17 protein-coding genes, 2 rRNA genes and 1 riboswitch (1 of these 20 only partly in view) are annotated in these 20,466 nt (G+C 61.0%); of the genes, 9 read left to right on the top strand and 10 right to left on the bottom strand.

The window, feature by feature from the left end:
- Nucleotides 1–26: 26 nt before the first annotated feature.
- The 3 genes from WIR04_RS03935 to WIR04_RS03925 form a co-directional block, all read right to left on the bottom strand.
- On the bottom strand, nt 27–1,136 hold the full coding sequence (locus WIR04_RS03935; RefSeq protein WP_338890630.1) for an MJ1255/VC2487 family glycosyltransferase: 1,110 nt from the start codon (nt 1,134–1,136) through the stop codon (nt 27–29).
- Nucleotides 1,133–1,636 (bottom strand): phosphatase PAP2 family protein, encoded by a 504-nt coding sequence (locus WIR04_RS03930; RefSeq protein WP_025328163.1) that lies wholly within the window; start codon nt 1,634–1,636, stop codon nt 1,133–1,135. Before WIR04_RS03930 ends, WIR04_RS03935 begins: the two co-directional genes overlap by 4 nt.
- A 140-nt stretch (nt 1,637–1,776) precedes the next feature.
- The gene (locus tag WIR04_RS03925; protein WP_005323843.1) at nt 1,777–2,400 is read right to left on the bottom strand and encodes a TetR/AcrR family transcriptional regulator; all 624 of its coding nucleotides are present in this window, start codon (nt 2,398–2,400) and stop codon (nt 1,777–1,779) included.
- Between the two features lie 406 nt (nt 2,401–2,806).
- Here WIR04_RS03925 and leuA point away from each other — a divergent pair, with 406 nt between their 5' ends.
- From leuA to WIR04_RS03895, 6 genes are all read left to right on the top strand, one after another.
- Nucleotides 2,807–4,369, top strand: a complete 1,563-nt coding sequence (leuA, locus tag WIR04_RS03920; protein ID WP_106885895.1) for a 2-isopropylmalate synthase — start codon at nt 2,807–2,809, stop codon at nt 4,367–4,369.
- A gap of 132 nt (nt 4,370–4,501) precedes the next feature.
- Nucleotides 4,502–5,587, top strand: a complete 1,086-nt coding sequence (gene leuB / locus WIR04_RS03915) for a 3-isopropylmalate dehydrogenase (RefSeq protein ID WP_338890626.1) — start codon at nt 4,502–4,504, stop codon at nt 5,585–5,587.
- Nucleotides 5,588–5,619: 32 nt separating this feature from the next.
- On the top strand, nt 5,620–7,017 hold the full coding sequence (gene leuC, locus WIR04_RS03910) for a 3-isopropylmalate dehydratase large subunit (protein WP_338890624.1): 1,398 nt from the start codon (nt 5,620–5,622) through the stop codon (nt 7,015–7,017).
- Between the two features lie 12 nt (nt 7,018–7,029).
- Nucleotides 7,030–7,629 (top strand): 3-isopropylmalate dehydratase small subunit, encoded by a 600-nt coding sequence (gene leuD, locus WIR04_RS03905; RefSeq protein ID WP_338890621.1) that lies wholly within the window; start codon nt 7,030–7,032, stop codon nt 7,627–7,629.
- 8 nt (nt 7,630–7,637) lie between these two features.
- Nucleotides 7,638–7,784, top strand: a complete 147-nt coding sequence (locus tag WIR04_RS03900) for a hypothetical protein (RefSeq protein WP_338890619.1) — start codon at nt 7,638–7,640, stop codon at nt 7,782–7,784.
- 165 nt (nt 7,785–7,949) lie between these two features.
- Complete coding sequence (locus tag WIR04_RS03895; protein ID WP_338890617.1) at nt 7,950–8,879, top strand: transglutaminase domain-containing protein; 930 nt, start codon at nt 7,950–7,952, stop codon at nt 8,877–8,879.
- 104 nt (nt 8,880–8,983) lie between these two features.
- On the opposite strand, the gene WIR04_RS03890 is transcribed toward WIR04_RS03895, so the two are convergent.
- Nucleotides 8,984–9,274, bottom strand: coding sequence for a PilZ domain-containing protein (locus tag WIR04_RS03890; protein ID WP_317841440.1), 291 nt, complete (start codon nt 9,272–9,274; stop codon nt 8,984–8,986).
- Nucleotides 9,275–9,365: 91 nt separating this feature from the next.
- A riboswitch (TPP riboswitch) is annotated at nt 9,366–9,456 on the top strand.
- Between the two features lie 100 nt (nt 9,457–9,556).
- On the opposite strand from WIR04_RS03890, the gene thiB reads away from it, so the two are divergent.
- The 3 genes from thiB (at nt 9,557) to thiQ (ending at nt 12,912) form a co-directional block, all read left to right on the top strand.
- The gene (thiB, locus tag WIR04_RS03885; RefSeq protein WP_338890615.1) at nt 9,557–10,534 is read left to right on the top strand and encodes a thiamine ABC transporter substrate binding subunit; all 978 of its coding nucleotides are present in this window, start codon (nt 9,557–9,559) and stop codon (nt 10,532–10,534) included.
- A complete protein-coding gene (gene thiP, locus WIR04_RS03880; protein ID WP_338890613.1) occupies nt 10,510–12,138 on the top strand; it encodes a thiamine/thiamine pyrophosphate ABC transporter permease in 1,629 nt (542 codons plus the stop codon). Before thiB ends, thiP begins: the two co-directional genes overlap by 25 nt.
- Nucleotides 12,139–12,207: 69 nt before the next feature.
- Nucleotides 12,208–12,912 (top strand): thiamine ABC transporter ATP-binding protein, encoded by a 705-nt coding sequence (gene thiQ / locus WIR04_RS03875; protein ID WP_338890610.1) that lies wholly within the window; start codon nt 12,208–12,210, stop codon nt 12,910–12,912.
- A gap of 69 nt (nt 12,913–12,981) precedes the next feature.
- Here the strand turns inward: thiQ and WIR04_RS03870 are convergent, their stop codons facing one another.
- From WIR04_RS03870 to WIR04_RS03845, 6 genes are all read right to left on the bottom strand, one after another.
- Nucleotides 12,982–14,352, bottom strand: coding sequence for a PhoH family protein (locus tag WIR04_RS03870; protein WP_025328173.1), 1,371 nt, complete (start codon nt 14,350–14,352; stop codon nt 12,982–12,984).
- Between the two features lie 218 nt (nt 14,353–14,570).
- Nucleotides 14,571–15,254 (bottom strand): NrdJb, encoded by a 684-nt coding sequence (locus WIR04_RS03865; protein WP_338890606.1) that lies wholly within the window; start codon nt 15,252–15,254, stop codon nt 14,571–14,573.
- A gap of 9 nt (nt 15,255–15,263) precedes the next feature.
- The gene (locus WIR04_RS03860; protein ID WP_338890604.1) at nt 15,264–17,411 is read right to left on the bottom strand and encodes an adenosylcobalamin-dependent ribonucleoside-diphosphate reductase; all 2,148 of its coding nucleotides are present in this window, start codon (nt 17,409–17,411) and stop codon (nt 15,264–15,266) included.
- 207 nt (nt 17,412–17,618) lie between these two features.
- Nucleotides 17,619–18,068 (bottom strand): pullulanase, encoded by a 450-nt coding sequence (locus WIR04_RS03855; protein WP_025328176.1) that lies wholly within the window; start codon nt 18,066–18,068, stop codon nt 17,619–17,621.
- A gap of 272 nt (nt 18,069–18,340) precedes the next feature.
- Nucleotides 18,341–18,455: ribosomal RNA gene (gene rrf / locus WIR04_RS03850) — 5S ribosomal RNA — on the bottom strand.
- Between the two features lie 124 nt (nt 18,456–18,579).
- Nucleotides 18,580–20,466, bottom strand: a 23S ribosomal RNA gene (locus WIR04_RS03845) (it continues 1,003 nt past the right edge of the window).

The following is a 20,466-nucleotide window of genomic DNA, read 5'->3' as shown; positions in this document are numbered from 1 at the left end:
CCTCTCCTTGGTGGGATCAACTCAGTCTAGTCAAAGGCGCTGAGTTGCGATAACCAGGGACGAGCCAATGCCGGATTGCCCGCCAGTTCACTGAGGCGATCGCACACCTCCTCCGGGAAGAGTGTCCTGGCCCAAAGGCGGCGGGAGAGAGGCTCAATATCCTCCTTCGCACCGGCAAGCAGCCAGTCGGCCAGCTCCCCCGCCACATCGGGATAACGGATCCGCCCGGGTGACGGCGCCTCCAGCCAGGCTCTCACCCCATTGGCATCCAGCGTCTCCATCAACTGGGCCAGCCCCATCAACTCCAGGGTCCTGCCGTTGGTCAGCTGCTCGAACTGGCCGCCCAGCGGCTTGACCAGCAGCTTCTTGCCGAGCGACAGCGCCTCCGAGGCAAGTTCAAACCCCGCGTTGCTGATGACCCCCCGGCAACCGGCCAGCGCCAGCTTGAACCCTTCCCGGGCCGCAGGCTCGAAGCGGATGTTGCGCCATTGGCTGGCCTTGCGAAGGCCGGGGTGAAAGCAGACGAAGCGCTGCTGGTTGAAGCGCGACAGCAGCGCAGCTATCTGCTCTGTCTGCTCGAATGGCAGATAGACCAGGATCTGCTGGTTGTCAGGGGCCGGGGCCATGGGGTCTATGATGGGGGGCAGCAGCGGCTGACCGAAGTGGAACCAATGCAGCCCCAGAGAGCGGCTCACAGGGGCGAAGTGGCGCATCAGCTGGCGGTTGAAACTACTCTCACCCCAGCGCGGAATGGGCCAGTCGAAGCTGGCCTGATGGCTGATGGTCAGACTGGGTTTTTGCCAGCGCCGGGCGGCATGGGCACTGAGTGGCTCAAAATCGCTGATCACCAGATCGTAATCCCGGCAATCGAGGGCCCTCATGTCCTGCCAGAAGCGAAGGGGAGAGAGTCCCTTGAGGGTGCGCCAGCCCGAGATGCGGCCATGATGGCTGGCGAAGCTGATACCAGGGAAGGTGCGATAGTCCCCGAACTCCCCCATCTCGAAGTAGCCGTCGGCGGCGCGCCCGCTGAACAGGTAATCGACCTCTATCCCCCTACTCTTCAGGGCGCGCGCCAGAGTCCTGCTGCGGCTGATATGACCGTTGCCTGTCCCCTGTACCCCGAACAGTATCCTCATCCCTGGCTCCAGCCGAGCGCCCAGAGGGCGCAGCCGCCCCCGAGCAGGGCGCCGGCCACCAGATCGCTCAGATAGTGCACCCCGAGCAGCAGCCGCGACGCACCGACCAGGATGGCCCAGAGAAACAGCAGCGGCGCCCAGAGCGGGAAACTGGCCGCCAATACTGTGGCCATCAGGAAGGCGGCGGCGGTATGACCAGAGGGCAGGCTGTAGCGATCGGAGGGGGTGATGAAGACCGGCAAGCCCACGGGACGCTGGCGTCTCAAAGCATTCTTGAGCAGCAGATAGAGCGGCAGCTCGGCGGCAAAGGCCAGCAGGGCGACTTGTACCACTTCCCGCTGCGCCTCCCCCTGCCACCAGAGCAGGGCGGCCAGCACGGCGTAGAGGGGACCGTCACCGGTGCGGGAGACGAGCCGGCTGATCCTGGCCTGCGGCCGGTTGTAGGGATGAAGCAGACAGACGCGGCACACCCGCAGGTCCCATTGCTGGATCTTGTTCATCACGCCCCCTTCCCCTTGAGTCTTGCCTGCAGACTAGGGCGGCGCAGTGACACTTGGTTGAAGGAGAGATAACAGATTTGTGACATGAACCATGCAAAAAAGGGCCATGCGGCCCTTTTTCAGCTATTACCCGGGAAGACTCAGTTCAGGGAACCGCGCAGGCCGTTCTCCATCAGCTGGCAGTTGTGGGCCGCCAACCGGCTCATGAAGCTCTCGTCAACCGTCAGGCCGAACACCTGCTCGTAGAGATCCTTCATCACGAAGGGCTGCCACATCATGCTGAGGAAGGAGATCTTCAGCATCTCGGGATCCAGGTTGTCACCCAGCTGACCATTGGAGCGCATGGATTCGAGCAGGGCATCGAACTGGGGCAGTTGACGCTCCAGCAGACGATTCAATACAAAATCCCGCCCCGGGCTTTTTTCGGTTGATAATGCGCTGGAGATGGCGGAAGTCAGCTCGCTGTTCGGCGCCATCACCTGATAGTAGGTATTGAGCAGATCGGTCAGGCTGCGGTTGCTGCTCTCGTCATGCCAGGCCTGATCCAGCGGCTCGGCCACATCCCCCAGCACCGCCTTGTAGAGGCCCTCTTTGCTGCCGAAGTAGTAGTGGATCATCGCCAGATTGGAGCCGGCCAGCTCGGCGATCTCACGGGTCGTCACCTTGCTGTAGGGGGTGTTGAGAAAACGTTCGCGTGCGGCGGCGAGCAGCTTGTCACGAATGTCGGAACGTCCGACCGGACGGCCAGGTCTGCGCTTTTCCATGGAATACCTCAGATAATTCAGCAAGGGCTGATAAGTCGATCTGATTGTGCGGGTGATCGAGTACAGCAGGAACGACCAGATAATCAGGCATGAACCGAATATGGGACAAGGAAATTTGCACTCCTTTACAATCCGATTAAATAACACAGTGAATTGAACCTGTCCTTTCGAGTTGACACAGCATAAAAATCTCGATATTGGTAGTAGCGTTATCGACTGGAAGGATTGAGTCATCATGCATATTGCCGCTCCGCTACTACTGCTCTCCCTAATCGCGACTCCTCGCGCGGGATCCTTGTAGCCGGGCTAAGGCATAGCCGGAATTTACAAAAACCCGTGCACCCCGCACGGGTTTTTTTATGCCAATGCAGGATGCACGCACCGAACTTAGGAAGAGGGAAGTCACATGTCAGATCGAGTCATCATATTCGATACCACCTTGCGTGATGGCGAGCAGGCGCTGTCGGCCAGCTTGACGGTCAAGGAGAAGCTGCAGATTGCCCAGGCGCTGGAACGACTCGGTGTCGACATCATGGAAGTGGGCTTCCCTGTCTCTTCCCCCGGTGATTTTCAATCGGTGCAGACCATCGCCCGTCACATCAAGAACAGCCGTGTCTGCGCCCTCGCCCGCGCCCTGCCCAAGGATATCGATGCCGCCGGCGAAGCCTTACGGGTCGCAGAAGCCTTCCGTATCCACACCTTTATCTCCACCTCCTCCATCCACGTGGAAAGCAAGCTGAAGAAAAGCTTCGAAGACGTGCTGGAGATGGGGGTCGGCGCCATCAAGCATGCCCTGCGCTACACCGACGATGTGGAGTTCTCCTGCGAGGATGCGGGCCGCACGCCGATCGATAATCTCTGCCGCATGGTGGAGGCCGCCATCAAGGCGGGCGCCCGCACCATCAACATTCCGGACACTGTGGGCTACACGGTACCGACCGAATTTTCCGGCATCATCCAGACCCTGTTCAACCGGGTCCCCAACATCGACAAGGCCATCATCTCGGTCCACTGCCACGACGATCTGGGCCTCTCGGTGGCCAACTCCATCAGTGCCGTGCAGATGGGGGCGCGCCAGATAGAGTGCACCATCAACGGCATCGGCGAGCGGGCAGGCAACTGCTCCCTGGAAGAGGTGGCGATGATCCTGAAAACCCGCGCCGACCTGCTCGGGGTGCACACCAACATCCGCCACAACGAGATCCACCGCACCAGCACCCTGGTCAGCCAGCTCTGCAACATGCCGGTACAGCCGAACAAGGCCATCGTCGGGGCCAACGCCTTCTCCCACAGCTCCGGCATTCACCAGGACGGCGTGCTCAAGGCCAAGAACACCTACGAGATCATCACCCCCGAGAGCATCGGCCTCACCCAGAACAACCTCAACATGACCTCCCGCTCCGGTCGCCACGTGATCAAGCACCGCATGGAGAGCATGGGCTACGCCGAGAGCAGCTACGATCTCGACCACCTCTACGGCAAGTTCCTGGTCCTGGCCGACAAGAAGGGACAGGTGTTCGATTACGATCTCGAGGCGCTGGCCTTCTTCAGCCAGATCCACGAGGAGCCCGAGCACTTCAAGCTGGAGTACCTCGGGGTGCAGAGCGGCAGCTCCGTGCTGGCGACCGCTTCGGTCAAGCTCAAGGTGGGTCAGGATCTGATCTGCGAAGCGGCCACCGGCAATGGCCCGGTGGATGCGGTCTATCAGTGCATCAACCGCATCACTGGTTACGAGATCCGCATCGACAAGTACGAGCTCAAGGGCAAGGGCGAAGGCAAGAATGCCCTCGGCCAGGTCGATATCGTCGCCGAGTACAAGGGGCGCAAGTTCCACGGCATGGGGCTGGCCACCGACATCATCGAATCCTCGGCCCAGGCCCTGGTCCATGTCATCAACAGCATCTGGCGCGCCGATCAGGTAGCCGAGCAGATGGAACGCAATAACAACATCAAATCGGAAACCGTCTGAGCAGCGATCGATTCGCTGAACGGATGGAATGCAATCACAACATCGGGACGGAGACAGTCTGAACAGGTAGAGGATCGCAGTATCGGGTCACTGGGCGGATGGAACTCAACACAACATCAGGACGGAGAGAGTATGAGCAGTTATCGGATCGCAGTATTGCCGGGGGACGGCATTGGCCCGGAAGTGATGGCAGAGGCCATCAAGGTACTGGAAAAGGTGCAGGCCAAATTCGGTTTCTCCCTCGACTATGATCGCCACGACGTCGGTGGCATCGCCATCGACAACCACGGCACCCCGCTGCCGCAAAGCACCATCGCGGGCTGCGAAGCGGCCGATGCCGTGCTGTTCGGCTCGGTAGGTGGCCCCAAGTGGGAGCACCTGCCGCCCAACGATCAGCCGGAGCGCGGCGCCCTGCTGCCCCTGCGTGCCCATTTCAAACTGTTCTGCAACCTGCGTCCGGCCCGTATCTATACCGGCCTCGAGCAGTTCTCCCCGCTGCGTGCCGACATCTCGGATCGCGGCTTCGACATCGCCTGCGTGCGCGAGCTGACCGGCGGCATCTACTTCGGCCAGCCCAAGGGACGCGAAGGGGAAGGTGCCACCGAGAAGGCATTCGACACCGAGGTGTACCATCGCTTCGAGATCGAGCGCATCGCCAAGATAGCGTTCGAATCGGCCCGGGTGCGCCGCAGCAAAGTGACCTCCATCGACAAGGCCAACGTGCTCGCCTCCTCCATACTGTGGCGCGAGGTGGTGACCCAGGTTGCCAAGGGTTATCCCGACGTTGAGCTGAACCATATGTACATCGACAACGCCACCATGCAGCTCATCAAGGATCCGTCCCAGTTTGACGTGCTGCTCTGCTCCAACCTGTTTGGCGACATCCTCTCCGACGAGTGCGCCATGATCACCGGCTCCATGGGGCTGCTCCCCTCCGCCAGCCTGAACGAATCCGGCTTCGGTCTGTTCGAACCGGCCGGTGGCTCTGCCCCGGACATCGCTGGCAAGGGGATTGCGAACCCCATCGCCCAGATCCTCTCCGCCGCCCTGATGCTGCGCTACAGCCTGGGCCAGGAAGCCGCCGCCCAGGCCATAGAGCAGGCCGTGGCACAGGCTCTGGCCGAGGGTTACTTCACCGCCGACCTGCATCAGGGTAACGCACAGCATCCGGTGCAGAGCACCACCGAGATGGGCAGCCAGATAGCAGCACGGATCTGAGCCACGCAGCACATAACAAGGAATCCAGAGCAATGTCCAAGACCCTCTATCAGAAAGTGTTCGACGCCCACGTGGTCCGGGAAGTGGAAGGGGAAACCCCCCTCATCTACATCGACCGCCATCTGGTGCATGAAGTGACCAGCCCCCAGGCGTTCGACGGCCTGCGCGCCATGAAGCGCCCGCTGCGCCGCCCGGATCTGACCTGGGCCACCATGGATCACAACGTCTCCACCACCACCAAGGACATCGCCGCCTCCGGCGAGATGGCCCGCATTCAGATGGAGACCCTGGCAGCCAACTGCAAGGAGTTCGGGGTCCGGCTCTATGACCTGAACCACAAATACCAGGGCATAGTCCACGTGATGGGCCCCGAGCTCGGCATCACCCTGCCCGGCACCACCATCGTCTGCGGCGACTCCCACACCGCCACCCACGGCGCCTTCGGCTCCCTGGCCTTCGGCATCGGCACCTCGGAAGTGGAACACGTGATGGCGACCCAGACCCTGAAGCAGGGCCGGGCCAAGACCATGCGCATTTCGGTCAACGGCAAGCTGGCCGAGGGCATCAGCGCCAAGGACGTGGTGCTGGCCATCATAGGCCGGGTCGGCGCTGCCGGCGGTACCGGTTACGTGGTGGAGTTCGCTGGCGATGCCATCAGGGGTCTCTCCATGGAAGGGCGCATGACGGTGTGCAACATGGCCATCGAACTCGGCGCCAAGGCGGGGATGATAGCCCCGGATCAGACCACCATCGACTACATTCAGGGCAAGGTATTCGCCCCCACCGGCGACGCACTGGCGCAGGCCATCGCCTACTGGCAGACCCTCAAGAGCGATGCCGATGCCACCTTCGATGCCGAGGTGGTGCTCAACGCCGCCGATATCGCGCCTCAGGTGACCTGGGGCACCAACCCGGGCCAGGTGATCGCCGTCAATGAACCCATTCCGGCACCGGAATCCTTCAGCGATCTGATGGAGCAGCAGTCCGCCCGCAAGGCGCTCGCCTACATGGACTTGCAGCCGGGCCAGAAGCTCTGTGATGTCGCCATCGACAAGGTGTTCATCGGATCCTGCACCAACAGCCGCATCGAGGATCTGCGTGCCGCCGCCGCCATCGCCCGTGGCCGCAAGGTCGCCGCCGGGGTGCAAGCCCTGGTGGTGCCGGGCTCCGAGCAGGTGAAGGCTCAGGCCGAGGCCGAGGGGCTGGACAAGATCTTCCTCGAGGCAGGCTTTGAGTGGCGCCTGCCCGGCTGCTCCATGTGTCTGGCCATGAACAACGACCGGCTGCAACCCGGGGAGCGCTGCGCCTCCACCAGCAACCGCAACTTCGAAGGGCGCCAGGGCCGTGCCGGCCGCACCCATCTGGTGAGCCCGGCCATGGCCGCCGCCGCCGCCGTCACCGGTCGCTTTGCCGACATTCGCGCACTGTAAGAGGGAGTTAACATGACAGGTTTCAAGCAACACAAGGGGATCGTCGTCCCCCTCGACAGCGCCAACGTCGACACCGACGCCATCATTCCCAAGCAGTTCCTGCAGAAGGTAAACCGCATCGGTTTTGGCAAGCACCTGTTCCACGACTGGCGCTTCCTTGACGATGCAGGGATGCAACCCAACCCCGAGTTCGTGCTGAACCAGCCGCAATTCGCCGGTGCCAGCATACTGCTGGCCCGGGAGAACTTCGGCTGTGGCTCGAGCCGCGAGCACGCCCCCTGGGCGCTGGCGGATTACGGCTTCAAGACCATCATTGCCCCGAGCTTTGCCGACATCTTCTACGGCAACGCCATCAACAACGGCATGGTGCCGGTACGCCTGAAAGAAGAAGAGGTCGAGGCCCTGTTCCAACTGGTCACGGCCAATCCGGGCACCCAGATTGAAGTGGATCTGGAGGCGAACCAGGTGCGCGCCGGTGCACTCACTTTCGATTTCGAGATCGATGAGTTCCGCCGCTACTGCCTGCTCAACGGGCTGGATGCCATCGGCCTGACCCTGCAGCACGAGGCCGCCATCAGCGCCTTTGAGGCAAGACAGCCGAGCTGGATTTAAACAGGCATATGAGGGCGGGTCCGATTGAAATTTCCACATCGACGAGTTCCGCCCCCATCTATTGCCTGCTCAACGGGCTGGATGCCATAGGCCTGACCCTGCAGCACGAAGCGGCCATCAGCGCCTTCGAGGCGAAGCAGCCGAGCTGGATCTAAGTACACTCAAGACCAGTATCGGCGTCTTCGAGACAACCCAAGGCAGCCAAGCTGGATCTGACGCGCCAGCGGCAAGAAAACGAGTAGAATCCACAGGGAGCCCAGGCTCCCTGTTTTATTCTCAGTCCCGCCCAGGCACAGTGGGCTCACCGACAGGAAAGGATGATGAAGACGACCCGCGCCCTCTCCCTGCTGCTTGGTATGCTGCTCGCCCTCCCGACCAGCGCCGGGCAGACCTATTTCAACAGCAACGGCGGTCAGCTCAACGTCGGCTGGCAGGACAGGGAGGGCCAACCCCAGCAACTCAGCTACCGGCTGGAGGCGGGCAAGCTGCCGCCGCTCATCGCCTATCGCCCGGCCAGGATGCAGGAGGAGGTGCTGCAGACCTTGCTGCAGCAGGCTGCCCTTGAGTTCCCCGAGGTGCAGTTCTCCCTCTCTCGCCCCAGCCTCGCCCTCAGCCTCAAGAGCCGCAACGCCGACAAGGCCAGGGAAGCCTCCCTATGGGTCAAGCCGGAGCAGGCCAGGCTGGAGGCCGAGTGGCTCAAGCAGCACTACTTCCAGCCCTTCACCCCGCCCGATGGCACCCCCGCCATCAAACAGGATCATGTGCGCATCGCCCTGGAGAGCCGCGCCGAACTGGCGCCCCTGGCCGAGCAGCTCAAGCAGGAGGGAGCCACAGAGACAGAGGCGCGCCAGAAGACGGTGGCGCACATGCTCGACTTCATCCAGGCCATCCCCTATCAGCTGCTCGACAGCCAGTCAGGGCGCTCTGGCAAGGGCTTTCTGAGCCCGCGCCAGGTGCTGGAGCAGAACCGGGGGGATTGTGACAGCAAGGTCACCCTGATGGCGGCCCTGCTGGCCCAGCGCTTTCCCAAGCTGAAGCAGGCCATGGTGTTCGTGCCGGGACATGCCCTGCTGGGGGTGGCGCTGCCGGCCGGCCCGGGTCAGGCGACCCTGAGCTGGCAAGGGGAAAGCTATCTGCTGCTGGAACCGACCGGCCCCGCCCAGCTTCCCATGGGCCAGCTCGCCCCCACCAGCAAGACGCTGGTCGACAGCAAGCAGTTGAGCGTCCAACCCGTGATGGCCAGCAACTGAGCTGCCACCAGGGCGGCAACCCAGGCGGTAAGACAAGGTTGGCCCGGGCCGAAAATGCATCGACCAGCCGGTGGCTGGTCGATGGAACAGGGTGGCGTGCGGGCTCAGGTCAGCGGCAGGAACTCCAGCGCCAGCAAGAGCCCGCTCTCCTCCTCCAGCACCCGCACTATGCGGGCCTGGGCCTCGAAGGGGGGCAGCAGGTTGCTGCTGGTGGCCAGGCTCACCCTGATGGGTTGAGCCAGATCGAAGCCATGCTCATTCACCTCGACCCCCATGCCATTGGCACTGAGATCCCGGCAGACTCCCTCAAGCACCTGCTGGCGCTGGAACAGGGTGACGGGGGCGTTGATGACCATGCGCTGGAAGGCACGTCTTTCCTTGGTGCTGGTGATCACTGGGGGCATCCTCCTTGGTGGTGGCTCGCACGGCGCGGCCCGTGAAACATAGTGCTGGCCTCCCCCAAGGAAGGCCAATACAATGCGGTTCGTTGCTCAAACGGGGTGCGGTTTACCGCTGAGATTATACCCGTGAACCTGATCCAGATAATGCTGGCGGAGGAATTTGAGGCATGGCGCGCGTTTTTTGTGCCCTCATCCGCTGGCCCTCACCACAGGAGACGTGCCATTGATGAGCAGACCGCTGCCCATGGCACCTCAGTACCCACAGGAGTGCCATTGATGAAGACCCTGCTGCTCGCGACCGGCCTGCTCTCTGCCCAGGCATTTGCCGCCGACACCCTCACCGTCTACACCTACGATTCGTTTGCAGCCGAATGGGGCCCGGGTCCCAAGATCAAGCAGGCCTTCGAGAAGGAGTGCGGCTGTACCCTCAACCTGGTGGCCCTGGAAGACGGTGTCGCCATCCTCAACCGGCTGCGGCTGGAAGGCCAGCACAGCAAAGCAGACCTGGTGCTGGGGCTGGACGATGCCCTGGTCAGTGAGGCCAAGCAGAGCGGCCTGTTCGCCCCCCATCACACCAAACTCGATGCCCTTAAGGTGCCGGGTGGCTGGCAGGATGACACCTTCGTCCCCTATGACTACGGCTACTTCGCCTTCGTCTACGACAAGGACAAACTCAAGCAGCCCCCCAAGAGCCTGAAAGAGCTGGTGGAACGCCAGGATCTCAAGGTGATCTATCAGGATCCCCGCACCTCCACCCCGGGCCAGGGGCTGATGCTCTGGATGAAGTCCGTCTACGGCGACCAGGCCCCCGCAGCCTGGGAACAGCTGGCCAAGAAGACGGTCACCGTCACCAAGGGCTGGTCCGAGGCCTATGGCATGTTCCTCGATGGCGAGGCGGACATGGTGCTCTCCTATACCACCTCCCCCGCCTATCACCTGATCGCCGAGAACAAGCCCCAGTATCAGGCGGCCGCCTTCTCAGAGGGGCATTACCGTCAGGTGGAAGTGGCCGCCAAGCTGAAAGGCGCCACCCAGGACAAGCTGGCGGACCAGTTCCTGCAGTTCATGGTGAGCCCTGCCTTCCAGCAGGAGATCCCCGCCGGCAACTGGATGTACCCTGTGATCGACCAGCCGCTGCCCAAGGGCTTCGAGCAGATGATCACCGTGGCCAAACCGCTCGCCTTCAGCACCGATGAGGTGGCCGCCAATCGCAAGAACTGGATCCGCGAATGGCTGCAAGCCGTCACCCAGTGAACGCAGGCGCTCGTCCCCTCTGGTGGCTGCCGGGCAGTGCGGCCACCCTGCTGATCCTGCTGTTGTCCCTCGGGCCGCTCGCGGCCCTGCTGTGGCAGGCGGGCACCTTGTCTCCCCGCACCCTGCTGGCCGATCCCTATCTGCGCCATGTGCTGGGCTTCAGCCTGGGGCAGGCCCTGCTCTCCACCCTGCTGAGCCTGGGGCTTGCCATTCCGGTGGCCCGTGCCCTGGCGCGGCGCCGCTTTCCCGGCCGAGCCCTGCTGCTCAAGCTCTTTGGCCTCTCTCTGGTGCTGCCCGTCATCATCGCCATCTTCGGCATGGTCGCGGTACACGGTTGCCAGGGCTGGTTGCCACAGCTGCTGCGCGGCCTGGGGCTGGATCCTGGCAACTACCTGTACGGCCTGTTCGGCATACTGCTGGCACATGTCTTCTTCAACATGCCGCTGGCGGCGCGCCTCATGCTGCAGAGCATAGAGAGCGTCCCGGAGACCTCCTGGCGCCTCGCCAGCCAGCTCGGCATGCGCTCATCCCACATCTTCCGGCTGCTGGAGTGGCCGCTCATCCGCGGCGTACTGCCGGGGCTCGCCAGCCTCATCTTCATGCTCTGCTTCACCAGCTTCACCACAGTGCTGGCGCTGGGCGGCGGTCCCAAGTCCACCACCCTGGAAGTCGCCGTCTATCAGGCACTGCGCTTTGATTTCGATCTCGCCACCGCGGGCGGCCTGGCGCTGGTACAGCTGCTGCTGACCGTCGCCTTGCTCCTGCTGCAACACCGGCTGCAGACCACCCCTGCCAGTCGCTTCACCAGCCGTCGCCCCTGCCTGCGGCCGGATCGCCATCAGCCGGGGACAGGCCTGGTGGATGCCGTGGCGCTCTGCACCGGGCTAGCCATCTTCCTGCCGCCCCTGCTGGCCATAGTCGTGGCCGGTTTCAACCCCGGCCTGCTGACGGCGCTGGCATCCCCCGGGCTGTGGCAGGCGGGTGGTCAATCCCTGGCCATCGCCCTGGCGGCCGGGTCGCTGGCGACCCTGCTCGGTGCCGGTCTGCTGCTCACCAGCCGCCACCTGAGGGTGCGCGGGCGCAAGCGGCGAGCCGCCGCCCTGTGGGAGGCCAGCGGCTCCATGATCCTGATGATCCCGGCTGTGGTGCTGAGTACCGGGCTCTTCATCATGTTCATGCCCTTTGCCGACGTCTTTGCCCTGGGCCCCTGGCTGGTGGTACTGGTCAACGCCCTGATGGCGCTGCCCTATGTGCTGCGCACCCTCAGCGCCCCCATGCAACTGGTGGTGCGTCAGTACGACCGGCTTGCGGACAGCCTGGGAGTGCGCGGCCTGCACCGCCTGCGACTGGTGGAGTGGCCCCTGCTGCGCCGCCCCCTGGCGCTCGCCATGGCGCTCTCCATGATATTGTCCCTCGGGGATCTCGGCGCCATCGCCATGTTCGGCAGCCAGGCCCTCACCACCCTGCCCTGGCTGCTCTATCAGCAGCTCGGCAGCTACCGGCTGACCGACGCGGCCGCCACTGCCCTGCTGCTGCTCACGCTCTGTTTCTCCCTGTTCTGGCTGGTTGAGCGGGGTCTTGGAGGAAAAAATGGCGAGCATTGAGGTACAAACCCTGCGCTACCGTTTCTGCGGCCGTTCTGGCTGGTCGAACGGACTCTTTGAGAGGAAAAAATGCTGAACATCGATGAACTGGTCACCAGCTACCCGGATTGGCGCGTCAGCTTCAGCGCGACCCTGCCCAGGGGGGAGATCACCGCCCTGATAGGGCCAAGCGGCGCCGGCAAGTCCACCCTGCTCGGGATGATCGCCGGCTTCGTGCCGGTGGAGTCCGGCCGTCTCAGTTTCGATGGTGTCGATCTGCTGCCGCTCGGTCCCGCCGAGCGGCCGGTCACCACCCTGTTTCAGGATCACAACCTCTTCCTGCACCTCTCCGTATTCGACAACATCGCCATCGGCCTGCACCCGGGCCTGCGCCTGAACCCGGCCCAGCGCCAGCAGGTGAAGCAGGGCGCAGAGCGGGTCGGTCTTGGCGAGATGCTGGCGCGGCTGCCGGAGCAGCTCTCCGGCGGCCAGCAACAGCGGGTCGGGCTGGCCCGCGCCCTGGTGCGGGGCAAGCCCCTGCTGCTGCTGGATGAGCCCTTCTCGGCCCTGGATCCCGCCCTGCGCCGGGAGATGCTGGCGGAAGTGGCCCGCCTCGCCTGCGAGCAGGGCATCACAGTGCTCATGGTGTCCCACAACCCTGAGGATGCCCAACTCATCGCCGATCAGGTGTTGTTCGTGGATGAAGGCCGCATCGCTCTGCAGGGCAAACCCGACATACTGCAAGACAGCGAGCACCCCGGGCTGTTGCGCTACCTTGGCCGTACGCAAGGGTGATGACGGCTACGGGATCAAAAAAGGGGAAGCCTGCTGGCTTCCCCTTTCTCATGCAGAGATTGCGTTAAATCAGAGATTTTCCTCGGCAAACGAAGCCAGCCGGCTGCGCACCACCCCGTTCAGGAAGATGTTGGCACTGCCGTCGAAGTCCTTGAAACGCTCGACTATGTAGGTCAGACCCGAGGTCACCGGGCTCAGGTAGTTGGAGTCGATCTGGGCCAGGTTGCCGGAGCAGACGATCTTGGTCCCCTCACCGCAGCGGGTGATGATGGTCTTGATCTGGGAGGCGGTCAGGTTCTGGCACTCGTCCAGCAGAACGAAGGTGTTCTGGATGCTGCGCCCACGCATGAAGTTGACGGATTTGAACTGGATGTTGGCCTTCTCCATGATGTAGCTCAGGGACCCGCTCATGTTCTCGTCCTGCTTGTGCAGCACCTCCAGGGTGTCGGTCACCGCCGCCAGCCAGGGCATCATCTTCTCCTCCTCGGTGCCGGGCAGGAAGCCGATGCTCTCGGCAATTTCCGGGGTGTTGCGGGTGACGATCACCTTCTCGTAGATCCCCTTCTCGATCACCAGCTCCAGGGCTGCCGCCATGGCCAGCAAGGTCTTGCCGCAGCCCGCCGGGCCGGTCAGGATCACCAGTTCAATATGCGGATCCAGCAGGGCATCGAGCGCCATGCCCTGATAGATGTTCTTGGGGTGCACCCCCCAGGCCTTGCGGGACATCAGCCGCTCGCGGCCCAGATCCTTGAGACGGATCTTGTTGCCATCGTGGCTCAGCACCCTGGCTGCGAAGAAGTTCTCCTCGTCCAGCAGGTACTGGTTGACGTGCACCCCCTCCAGCAGATTCGAGTCGATCACGTGGACTGTGTCGCGACCATGGGTCTCGCTGTCGCACTCGCCCACCCGCTCCCAGAAGCTGCCGGGCACCACCTGGAAGCCCTTGGCCAGCAGGCGGATGTCGTCGATCAGCTGGTCGCTGCGATAATCCTCCACATGGGCAAGGCCAGCCCCCTTGGCCTTGAGGCGCATGTTGATGTCCTTGGTCACCAGCACCACCTGGCGTTTCATCTCGTGCTTTTGCAGGTAGAGCGCCGCGTTGATGATGCGGTTGTCCGCCTCCTTGTCGGTGAACACCTCGGCATCCTGAGGCAGATGGTGATCGCTGAAGATGGAGATATGACCGCTCGCCTCGCCCGCCAGCGCCACCCCCTGCACTATCTGTTCGGGGTTGGCATCGCGAAACACATCTTCCAGCGCGCGGATGGCAACCCTGGCATCACGGCTGACGTCTTTCTGGCGATCCTTGATGTTGTCGAGCTCTTCGAGCACCGTCATGGGGATGAGCACGTCGTGCTCTTTGAAGGAGTAAATGGCGAGGGGTTCGTGAAGCAGAACGTTGGTATCCAAGATAAACAGCTTTCGGTCCGTGTTGTCCATAAGCATCCTCCTTGGCACTGAAGGTGCCACGTGTGTGAATCTCAGATGTCATTGAAACCACACGGCCGTGACAGTTTTATTACTCCTCACGCTACGCCCGATTTTACCGCTGCGCAACAAATCGCTTGCAAGGCAGTTTCGTTCGAACATAAAAGCAGCAATGAAAAGACCGGCACTCTGGCCGGTCGTTTTCACTTCTGTATGTCAGTCCGCACCTGTCAGCCGCACTTGGAATCGCCGCAGTTGAGGCAGGTCATGCAGCCATCCTTCTGCACCAGCGCCTTGGTGTGGCACTTGTAGCAGAGCACCGCACTGGCCGGGAAGCCACTGCCTGACTGCTCGGCGTCAACCTGCTGTTCGGCCTGCATCTGTGCCTGCTTCTCGGCCAGAAACGCCTGCTGGTGCTCATCCAGTCCGGTGGCTTTGAGCATGCCTATCTCGGTGAGATGGGTCTCGATCACGTTGCCAATTTCGGCGATGAGCGACGGCACATACTTGCCCTTGTTCCAGTAGCCACCCTTGGGGTCGAACACGGATCTCAGCTCCTCCACCAGGAAGGTGACATCCCCGCCCTTGCGAAACACCGCGGAGATGATGCGGGTCAGCGCCACTATCCACTGGTAGTGTTCCAGACTCTTGGAGTTGATGAAGATCTCGAACGGACGGCGCGTCTCGTGGACTGTGCCCTCGTTGAGAATGATGTCGTTGATGGTGATGAACAGCGAGTGTTCGGAGACATGCTCCGGCGTCTTCAGCTTGTAGGTGGTGCCCATCAGCCGCTCCGGACGCAGCACCGTCTCGTGCATGTGCACCACGTCATCCTGGGGGGCCGGCGCTTCCTGCGGCTCATCCCGGGTTTTCACCTTGTAGGCGACGATTTTCCTGTCGATCTTCTTGACCATAATCTGTTCTCAGAATTTGCCGTAATAGCCTTCTTTCAAGGCGTCATAGAGGTTGGCGGCGGTGTGCAGCTCGCCATCGTATTCGATCTCTTCGTTGCCCTTCACCGTGATGACAGAGCCATCCTCCAGAGTGAACTCGTACTGAGTGTTCTCCAGATCCTTCTCCTTCACCAGCACCCCCTGGAAGGCTTCGGGGTTGAAGCGGAAGGTGGTGCAGCCCTTGAGCCCGGAGTCCGAGGCATACATGTAGATATCCTTGAACTGCTCGAACGGGAAGTCGGTCGGTACGTTGGCAGTCTTGGAGATGGACGAATCTATCCAGCGCTGGGCCGCGGCCTGGATGTCCACGTGCTGGGCCGGGCTGATGTCGTCGGCTGTGATGAAGTAATCCGGCAGACGGCAGGCCTCATCCTCGGTGTAAGGCATGGCAGCGGCGTTGATGAGCTCCCGGTAGGCCAGCAGCTCGAAGGAGTAGACATCCACGCTCTCCTTGCTCTTCTTGCCCGCCTTGATGACGTTGCGGCTGTAGTGATGGGCGAAGCTCGGCTCTATGCCGTTGCTGGCGTTGTTGGCCAGCGACAACGAGATGGTGCCGGTCGGCGCTATGCTGCTGTGGTGGGTGAAACGACCACCGGTTTCGGCCAGCGCGGCCACCAGAGCGGGATCCACCTCGGCCACCTGCTGCATGTAGCGGCTGTAGCGCGCATGCAGCACCTTGCCCTTCACCTTGTCGCCCAGCTTGATGCCATCGGCCGCCATCTCGGGGCGCAGCCGCAGCATCTTGCCGGTCACCTCGAACTCCTGCTCCATGATGGGGGCAGGGCCCTTCTCTTTCGCCAGGCGCAGGGACTCCTGCCAGCCGGTCATGGCCAGCTCCTGGGAGACCTGCTCGGTGAAGGCCACTGATGCAGCAGAGCCGTATTTTATCTGCAGCATGGTGAGGGTCGACCCCAGGCCGAGGAAGCCCATGCCGTGACGGCGCTTGGCGGTGATCTCCTCGCGCTGCCTGGGCAATGGCAACTGGTTGATCTCTACCACGTTGTCCAGCATGCGGGTGAAGATGGCCACTACCTTGCGAAACGCCTGCCAGTCGAAGGCGGCACGCTCGGTGAAGGGCTCGCGCACAAACTTGGTCAGATTGACCGACCCCAGCAGGCAGGCGCCATAGGGGGGCAAGGGCTGTTCACCGCAGGGGTTGGTGGCGCGGATCTCCTCGCAGAACCAGTTGTTGTTCATCTGATTGACCTTGTCGATCAGGATGAAACCGGGCTCCGCATAGTCATAGGTGGAGGTCATGATGACGTTCCACAGCTTGCGCGCGGGCAGGGTCTTGTAGACCTTGCAGGCCACCTGCCCAAGCGCGTTGATCACCACCCCTTCCTTGTTCGGCCAGTCGGCCCAGAGCACCTGCTCGGGATCGTCAAGGACTATGCCGTCCTGCTCCACCTCTTTGGCGGTGTAGGGGAAGATGAGCCGCCAGGGAGCATCCTCCTTCACTGCCTTGACGAACTCTTCGGTGATCAGCAGGGAGAGGTTGAACTGACGCAGACGGCCATCTTCCCGCTTGGCCTGGATAAACTCGATCACATCAGGGTGACGGATATCCATGGTGCCCATCTGGGCGCCACGGCGACCGCCCGCCGACGAGACGGTGAAACACATCTTGTCGTAGATATCCATGAAGGAGAGCGGGCCCGAGGTATAGGCCCCGGCACCGGAGACGAAGGCACCGCGCGGGCGCAGGGTCGAGAAGTCATAGCCTATGCCACAGCCCGCTTTCAGGGTCAGGCCGGCCTCATGCACCTTGCCGAGAATGTCATCCATCGAATCCTCGATGGTGCCGGACACTGTGCAGTTGATGGTCGAGGTGGCCGGCTTGTGCTCGAAGGCCCCGGCATTGGAGGTGATGCGACCCGCAGGGATGGCGCCATTGCGCAGCGCCCACAGGAAGGAGTCATACCAGGCATCGGGCTCGCTCTCCTGCGCCGCCAGCGCACGGGCAACCCGCTGATAAGTCTCGTCTATGGTGCCGTCGATAGGCGCCCCATCCTTGCTCTTGAGGCGATACTTGCTGTCCCAGATCTCGAGGGAGGTTTCCTGCATGGGGATGAGGGCAGAGCCGGGTCCACTCTCCAGCACAGGGTTGGATTTAGCCATTTTCAAGCCACCTTATGTGAATGCAACAACGTCATGACAGCGTCAAAAACACAACCAATAGGTTTAACATCAACCGTATAACACTATATATAGTATCTCTTTCACGGGGCGCCGATTCTATCCTAAAAAAATGCCCCGGCCAGCAGATATTTGGGCCAGGGCATTTAACCGATTCATTTCCCGATGAATTTAACGGGAGAAGGGATCTCAGGGTTTCTTGACGTACACGCTTGGCGTCTCACCCGCCATATTCAGATAGAACTCGTAGACGCCGTCGGCATCCGGCGAGAATTTCATGTCCTCATACTTGGAGCAGGGGTTGACCGGCACAGGCTCTCCGCCCAGTACGGCGACGCCGTCACTCGGGCTCTTGTAGCCAAAGTTGGTGCCACAGCTCCAGCCGGAGTCGGCGAACTTGAACTTGTAGGGAGCCCACTCTTTCTTGAGCGTCCCCTTGGCCATATAGAGCTTGTCGGCCACCTTGACCACCTTGCTCTCATCGGTCGCCATCCAGTCGTTCATCTCCCCGCGCAGGTAGATGGACTTGCCACCGAAGTCGCTGTTGTCTGCCGCCTGCTCTGCACCGCCATTGGATGCGCAACCGCCTAATACCAGGGTTCCCGCCGCCAGCATCATCGTTACTGTTCTTTTGAACATGTGTCCATTCCTCAGATTATTGTGATTCCTTGGCCCATCGAACGTGGGCAGACGAATTAAAGCAGAGCGGGCATCACAAGAAAGGTAGAGTCATCACATTCTGTGCTTTTTACATCCAGATGGATAAATATCGAACAGAACAGGGGCGAGTTTTTGGGGAGCAGCAGCAGCTCGGAAAACCGCAGGAGAGTTCGAACTCCATTATCAGTCAATGCACTGATTTTCAGGCAATAAAAAACCCCGCTCATCGAGCGGGGTTTTTCGTGTTGGGTGCCTGGCAGTGTCCTACTCTCGCATGGCGAATGCCACACTACCATCGGCGCTACCGCGTTTCACTTCTGAGTTCGGCATGGGATCAGGTGGTTCCACGGCGCTATGGCCGCCAGGCAAATTCTTCAATCTTGGAAAGCTGACGTGAGTAACGACATTCATCTTGGAAGATGGTCGCTATCACTGAATTTGAGTAGTTCGTTCATTCGCTACAAGGCCCAGAACACTTCTTGGGTGTTGTATGGTTAAGCCTCACGGGTAATTAGTATGGGTTAGCTCAACACGTCGCCGCGCTTACACACCCCACCTATCAACGTTGTGGTCTCCAACGGCCCTTTAGGACCCTCAAGGGGTCAGGGATGACTCATCTCAGGGCTCGCTTCCCGCTTAGATGCTTTCAGCGGTTATCGATTCCGAACTTAGCTACCGGGCAGTGCCACTGGCGTGACAACCCGAACACCAGAGGTTCGTTCACTCCGGTCCTCTCGTACTAGGAGCAACTCCCTTCAATCATCCAACGCCCACGGCAGATAGGGACCGAACTGTCTCACGACGTTCTGAACCCAGCTCGCGTACCACTTTAAATGGCGAACAGCCATACCCTTGGGACCGACTTCAGCCCCAGGATGTGATGAGCCGACATCGAGGTGCCAAACACCGCCGTCGATATGAACTCTTGGGCGGTATCAGCCTGTTATCCCCGGAGTACCTTTTATCCGTTGAGCGATGGCCCTTCCATTCAGAACCACCGGATCACTATGACCTACTTTCGTACCTGCTCGACCTGTCCGTCTCGCAGTTAAGCTGGCTTATGCCATTGCACTAACCTCCTGATGTCCGACCAGGATTAGCCAACCTTCGTGCTCCTCCGTTACTCTTTGGGAGGAGACCGCCCCAGTCAAACTACCCACCAGGCACTGTCCGCGAGCCCGATTCAGGGCCCTGCGTTAGAACATCAAACATACAAGGGTGGTATTTCAAGGACGGCTCCAGCGCAACTGGCGTCACGCCTTCAAAGCCTCCCACCTATCCTACACATGTAGGTTCAATGTTCAGTGCCAAGCTGTAGTAAAGGTTCACGGGGTCTTTCCGTCTAGCCGCGGGTACACCGCATCTTCACGGCGAATTCGATTTCACTGAGTCTCGGGTGGAGACAGCATGGCCATGGTTACACCATTCGTGCAGGTCGGAACTTACCCGACAAGGAATTTCGCTACCTTAGGACCGTTATAGTTACGGCCGCCGTTTACCGGGGCTTCGATCAAGAGCTTCGCTTGCGCTAACCCCATCAATTAACCTTCCGGCACCGGGCAGGTGTCACACCCTATACGTCCACTTTCGTGTTTGCAGAGTGCTGTGTTTTTGATAAACAGTCCCAGCCATCTGGTCACTGCGACTCCCAACTGCTCCATCCGCAAGGGACTTCACTGTCAAGAGCGAACCTTCTCCCGAAGTTACGGTTCTATTTTGCCTAGTTCCTTCACCCGAGTTCTCTCAAGCGCCTTGGTATTCTCTACCCGACCACCTGTGTCGGTTTGGGGTACGATGACTTGTAATCTGAAGCTTAGAGGCTTTTCCTGGAAGCAGGGCATCAATGGCTTCACCACCGTAGTGGCTTCGTCTCGTGTCTCAGTGTTGTGTCTCCGGATTTGCCTAGAAACACCACCTACGCACTTTCACCAGGACAACCGTCGCCTGGCCCACCTAGCCTTCTCCGTCCCCCCATCGCAATTACAAGTCGTGCAGGAATATTAACCTGCTTCCCATCGATTACGCCTTTCGGCCTCACCTTAGGGGTCGACTCACCCTGCCCCGATTAACGTTGGACAGGAACCCTTGGTCTTCCGGCGAGGAGGCTTTTCACCCCCTTTATCGTTACTTACGTCAGCATTCGCACTTCTGATATCTCCAGCATACCTCTCGATACACCTTCGCAGACTTACAGAACGCTCCCCTACCACTCACACATAAGTGTGAATCCGCGGCTTCGGTGCCTGGTTTGAGCCCCGTTACATCTTCCGCGCAGGCCGACTCGACTAGTGAGCTATTACGCTTTCTTTAAATGATGGCTGCTTCTAAGCCAACATCCTAGCTGTCTGAGCCTTCCCACATCGTTTCCCACTTAACC

Origin of the sequence: Aeromonas rivipollensis, from assembly GCF_037811135.1 — a bacterium.
GTDB lineage: Bacteria > Pseudomonadota > Gammaproteobacteria > Enterobacterales > Aeromonadaceae > Aeromonas > Aeromonas rivipollensis.
The sequence above is the reverse complement of the archived record's forward strand: the minus strand, read 5'-3'. Positions and strand labels throughout refer to the sequence as shown.

Excerpts from the sequence above, each read along its gene's own strand:
- thiP (WP_338890613.1), top strand. The coding sequence starts at position 10,510 with ATGGCTGCAAGCCGTCACCCAGTGAACGCAGGCGCTCGTCCCCTCTGG.
- WIR04_RS03865 (WP_338890606.1), bottom strand. The coding sequence starts at position 15,254 with ATGGTCAAGAAGATCGACAGGAAAATCGTCGCCTACAAGGTGAAAACC.
- WIR04_RS03930 (WP_025328163.1), bottom strand. The coding sequence starts at position 1,636 with ATGAACAAGATCCAGCAATGGGACCTGCGGGTGTGCCGCGTCTGTCTG.
- WIR04_RS03860 (WP_338890604.1), bottom strand. The coding sequence starts at position 17,411 with ATGGCTAAATCCAACCCTGTGCTGGAGAGTGGACCCGGCTCTGCCCTC.
- WIR04_RS03870 (WP_025328173.1), bottom strand. The coding sequence starts at position 14,352 with ATGGACAACACGGACCGAAAGCTGTTTATCTTGGATACCAACGTTCTG.
- WIR04_RS03935 (WP_338890630.1), bottom strand. The coding sequence starts at position 1,136 with ATGAGGATACTGTTCGGGGTACAGGGGACAGGCAACGGTCATATCAGC.
- thiB (WP_338890615.1), top strand. The coding sequence starts at position 9,557 with ATGAAGACCCTGCTGCTCGCGACCGGCCTGCTCTCTGCCCAGGCATTT.
- leuA (WP_106885895.1), top strand. The coding sequence starts at position 2,807 with ATGTCAGATCGAGTCATCATATTCGATACCACCTTGCGTGATGGCGAG.
- WIR04_RS03895 (WP_338890617.1), top strand. The coding sequence starts at position 7,950 with ATGAAGACGACCCGCGCCCTCTCCCTGCTGCTTGGTATGCTGCTCGCC.
- thiQ (WP_338890610.1), top strand. The coding sequence starts at position 12,208 with ATGCTGAACATCGATGAACTGGTCACCAGCTACCCGGATTGGCGCGTC.
- leuB (WP_338890626.1), top strand. The coding sequence starts at position 4,502 with ATGAGCAGTTATCGGATCGCAGTATTGCCGGGGGACGGCATTGGCCCG.
- leuC (WP_338890624.1), top strand. The coding sequence starts at position 5,620 with ATGTCCAAGACCCTCTATCAGAAAGTGTTCGACGCCCACGTGGTCCGG.
- leuD (WP_338890621.1), top strand. The coding sequence starts at position 7,030 with ATGACAGGTTTCAAGCAACACAAGGGGATCGTCGTCCCCCTCGACAGC.
- WIR04_RS03855 (WP_025328176.1), bottom strand. The coding sequence starts at position 18,068 with ATGTTCAAAAGAACAGTAACGATGATGCTGGCGGCGGGAACCCTGGTA.
- WIR04_RS03925 (WP_005323843.1), bottom strand. The coding sequence starts at position 2,400 with ATGGAAAAGCGCAGACCTGGCCGTCCGGTCGGACGTTCCGACATTCGT.
- WIR04_RS03900 (WP_338890619.1), top strand. The coding sequence starts at position 7,638 with ATGAGGGCGGGTCCGATTGAAATTTCCACATCGACGAGTTCCGCCCCC.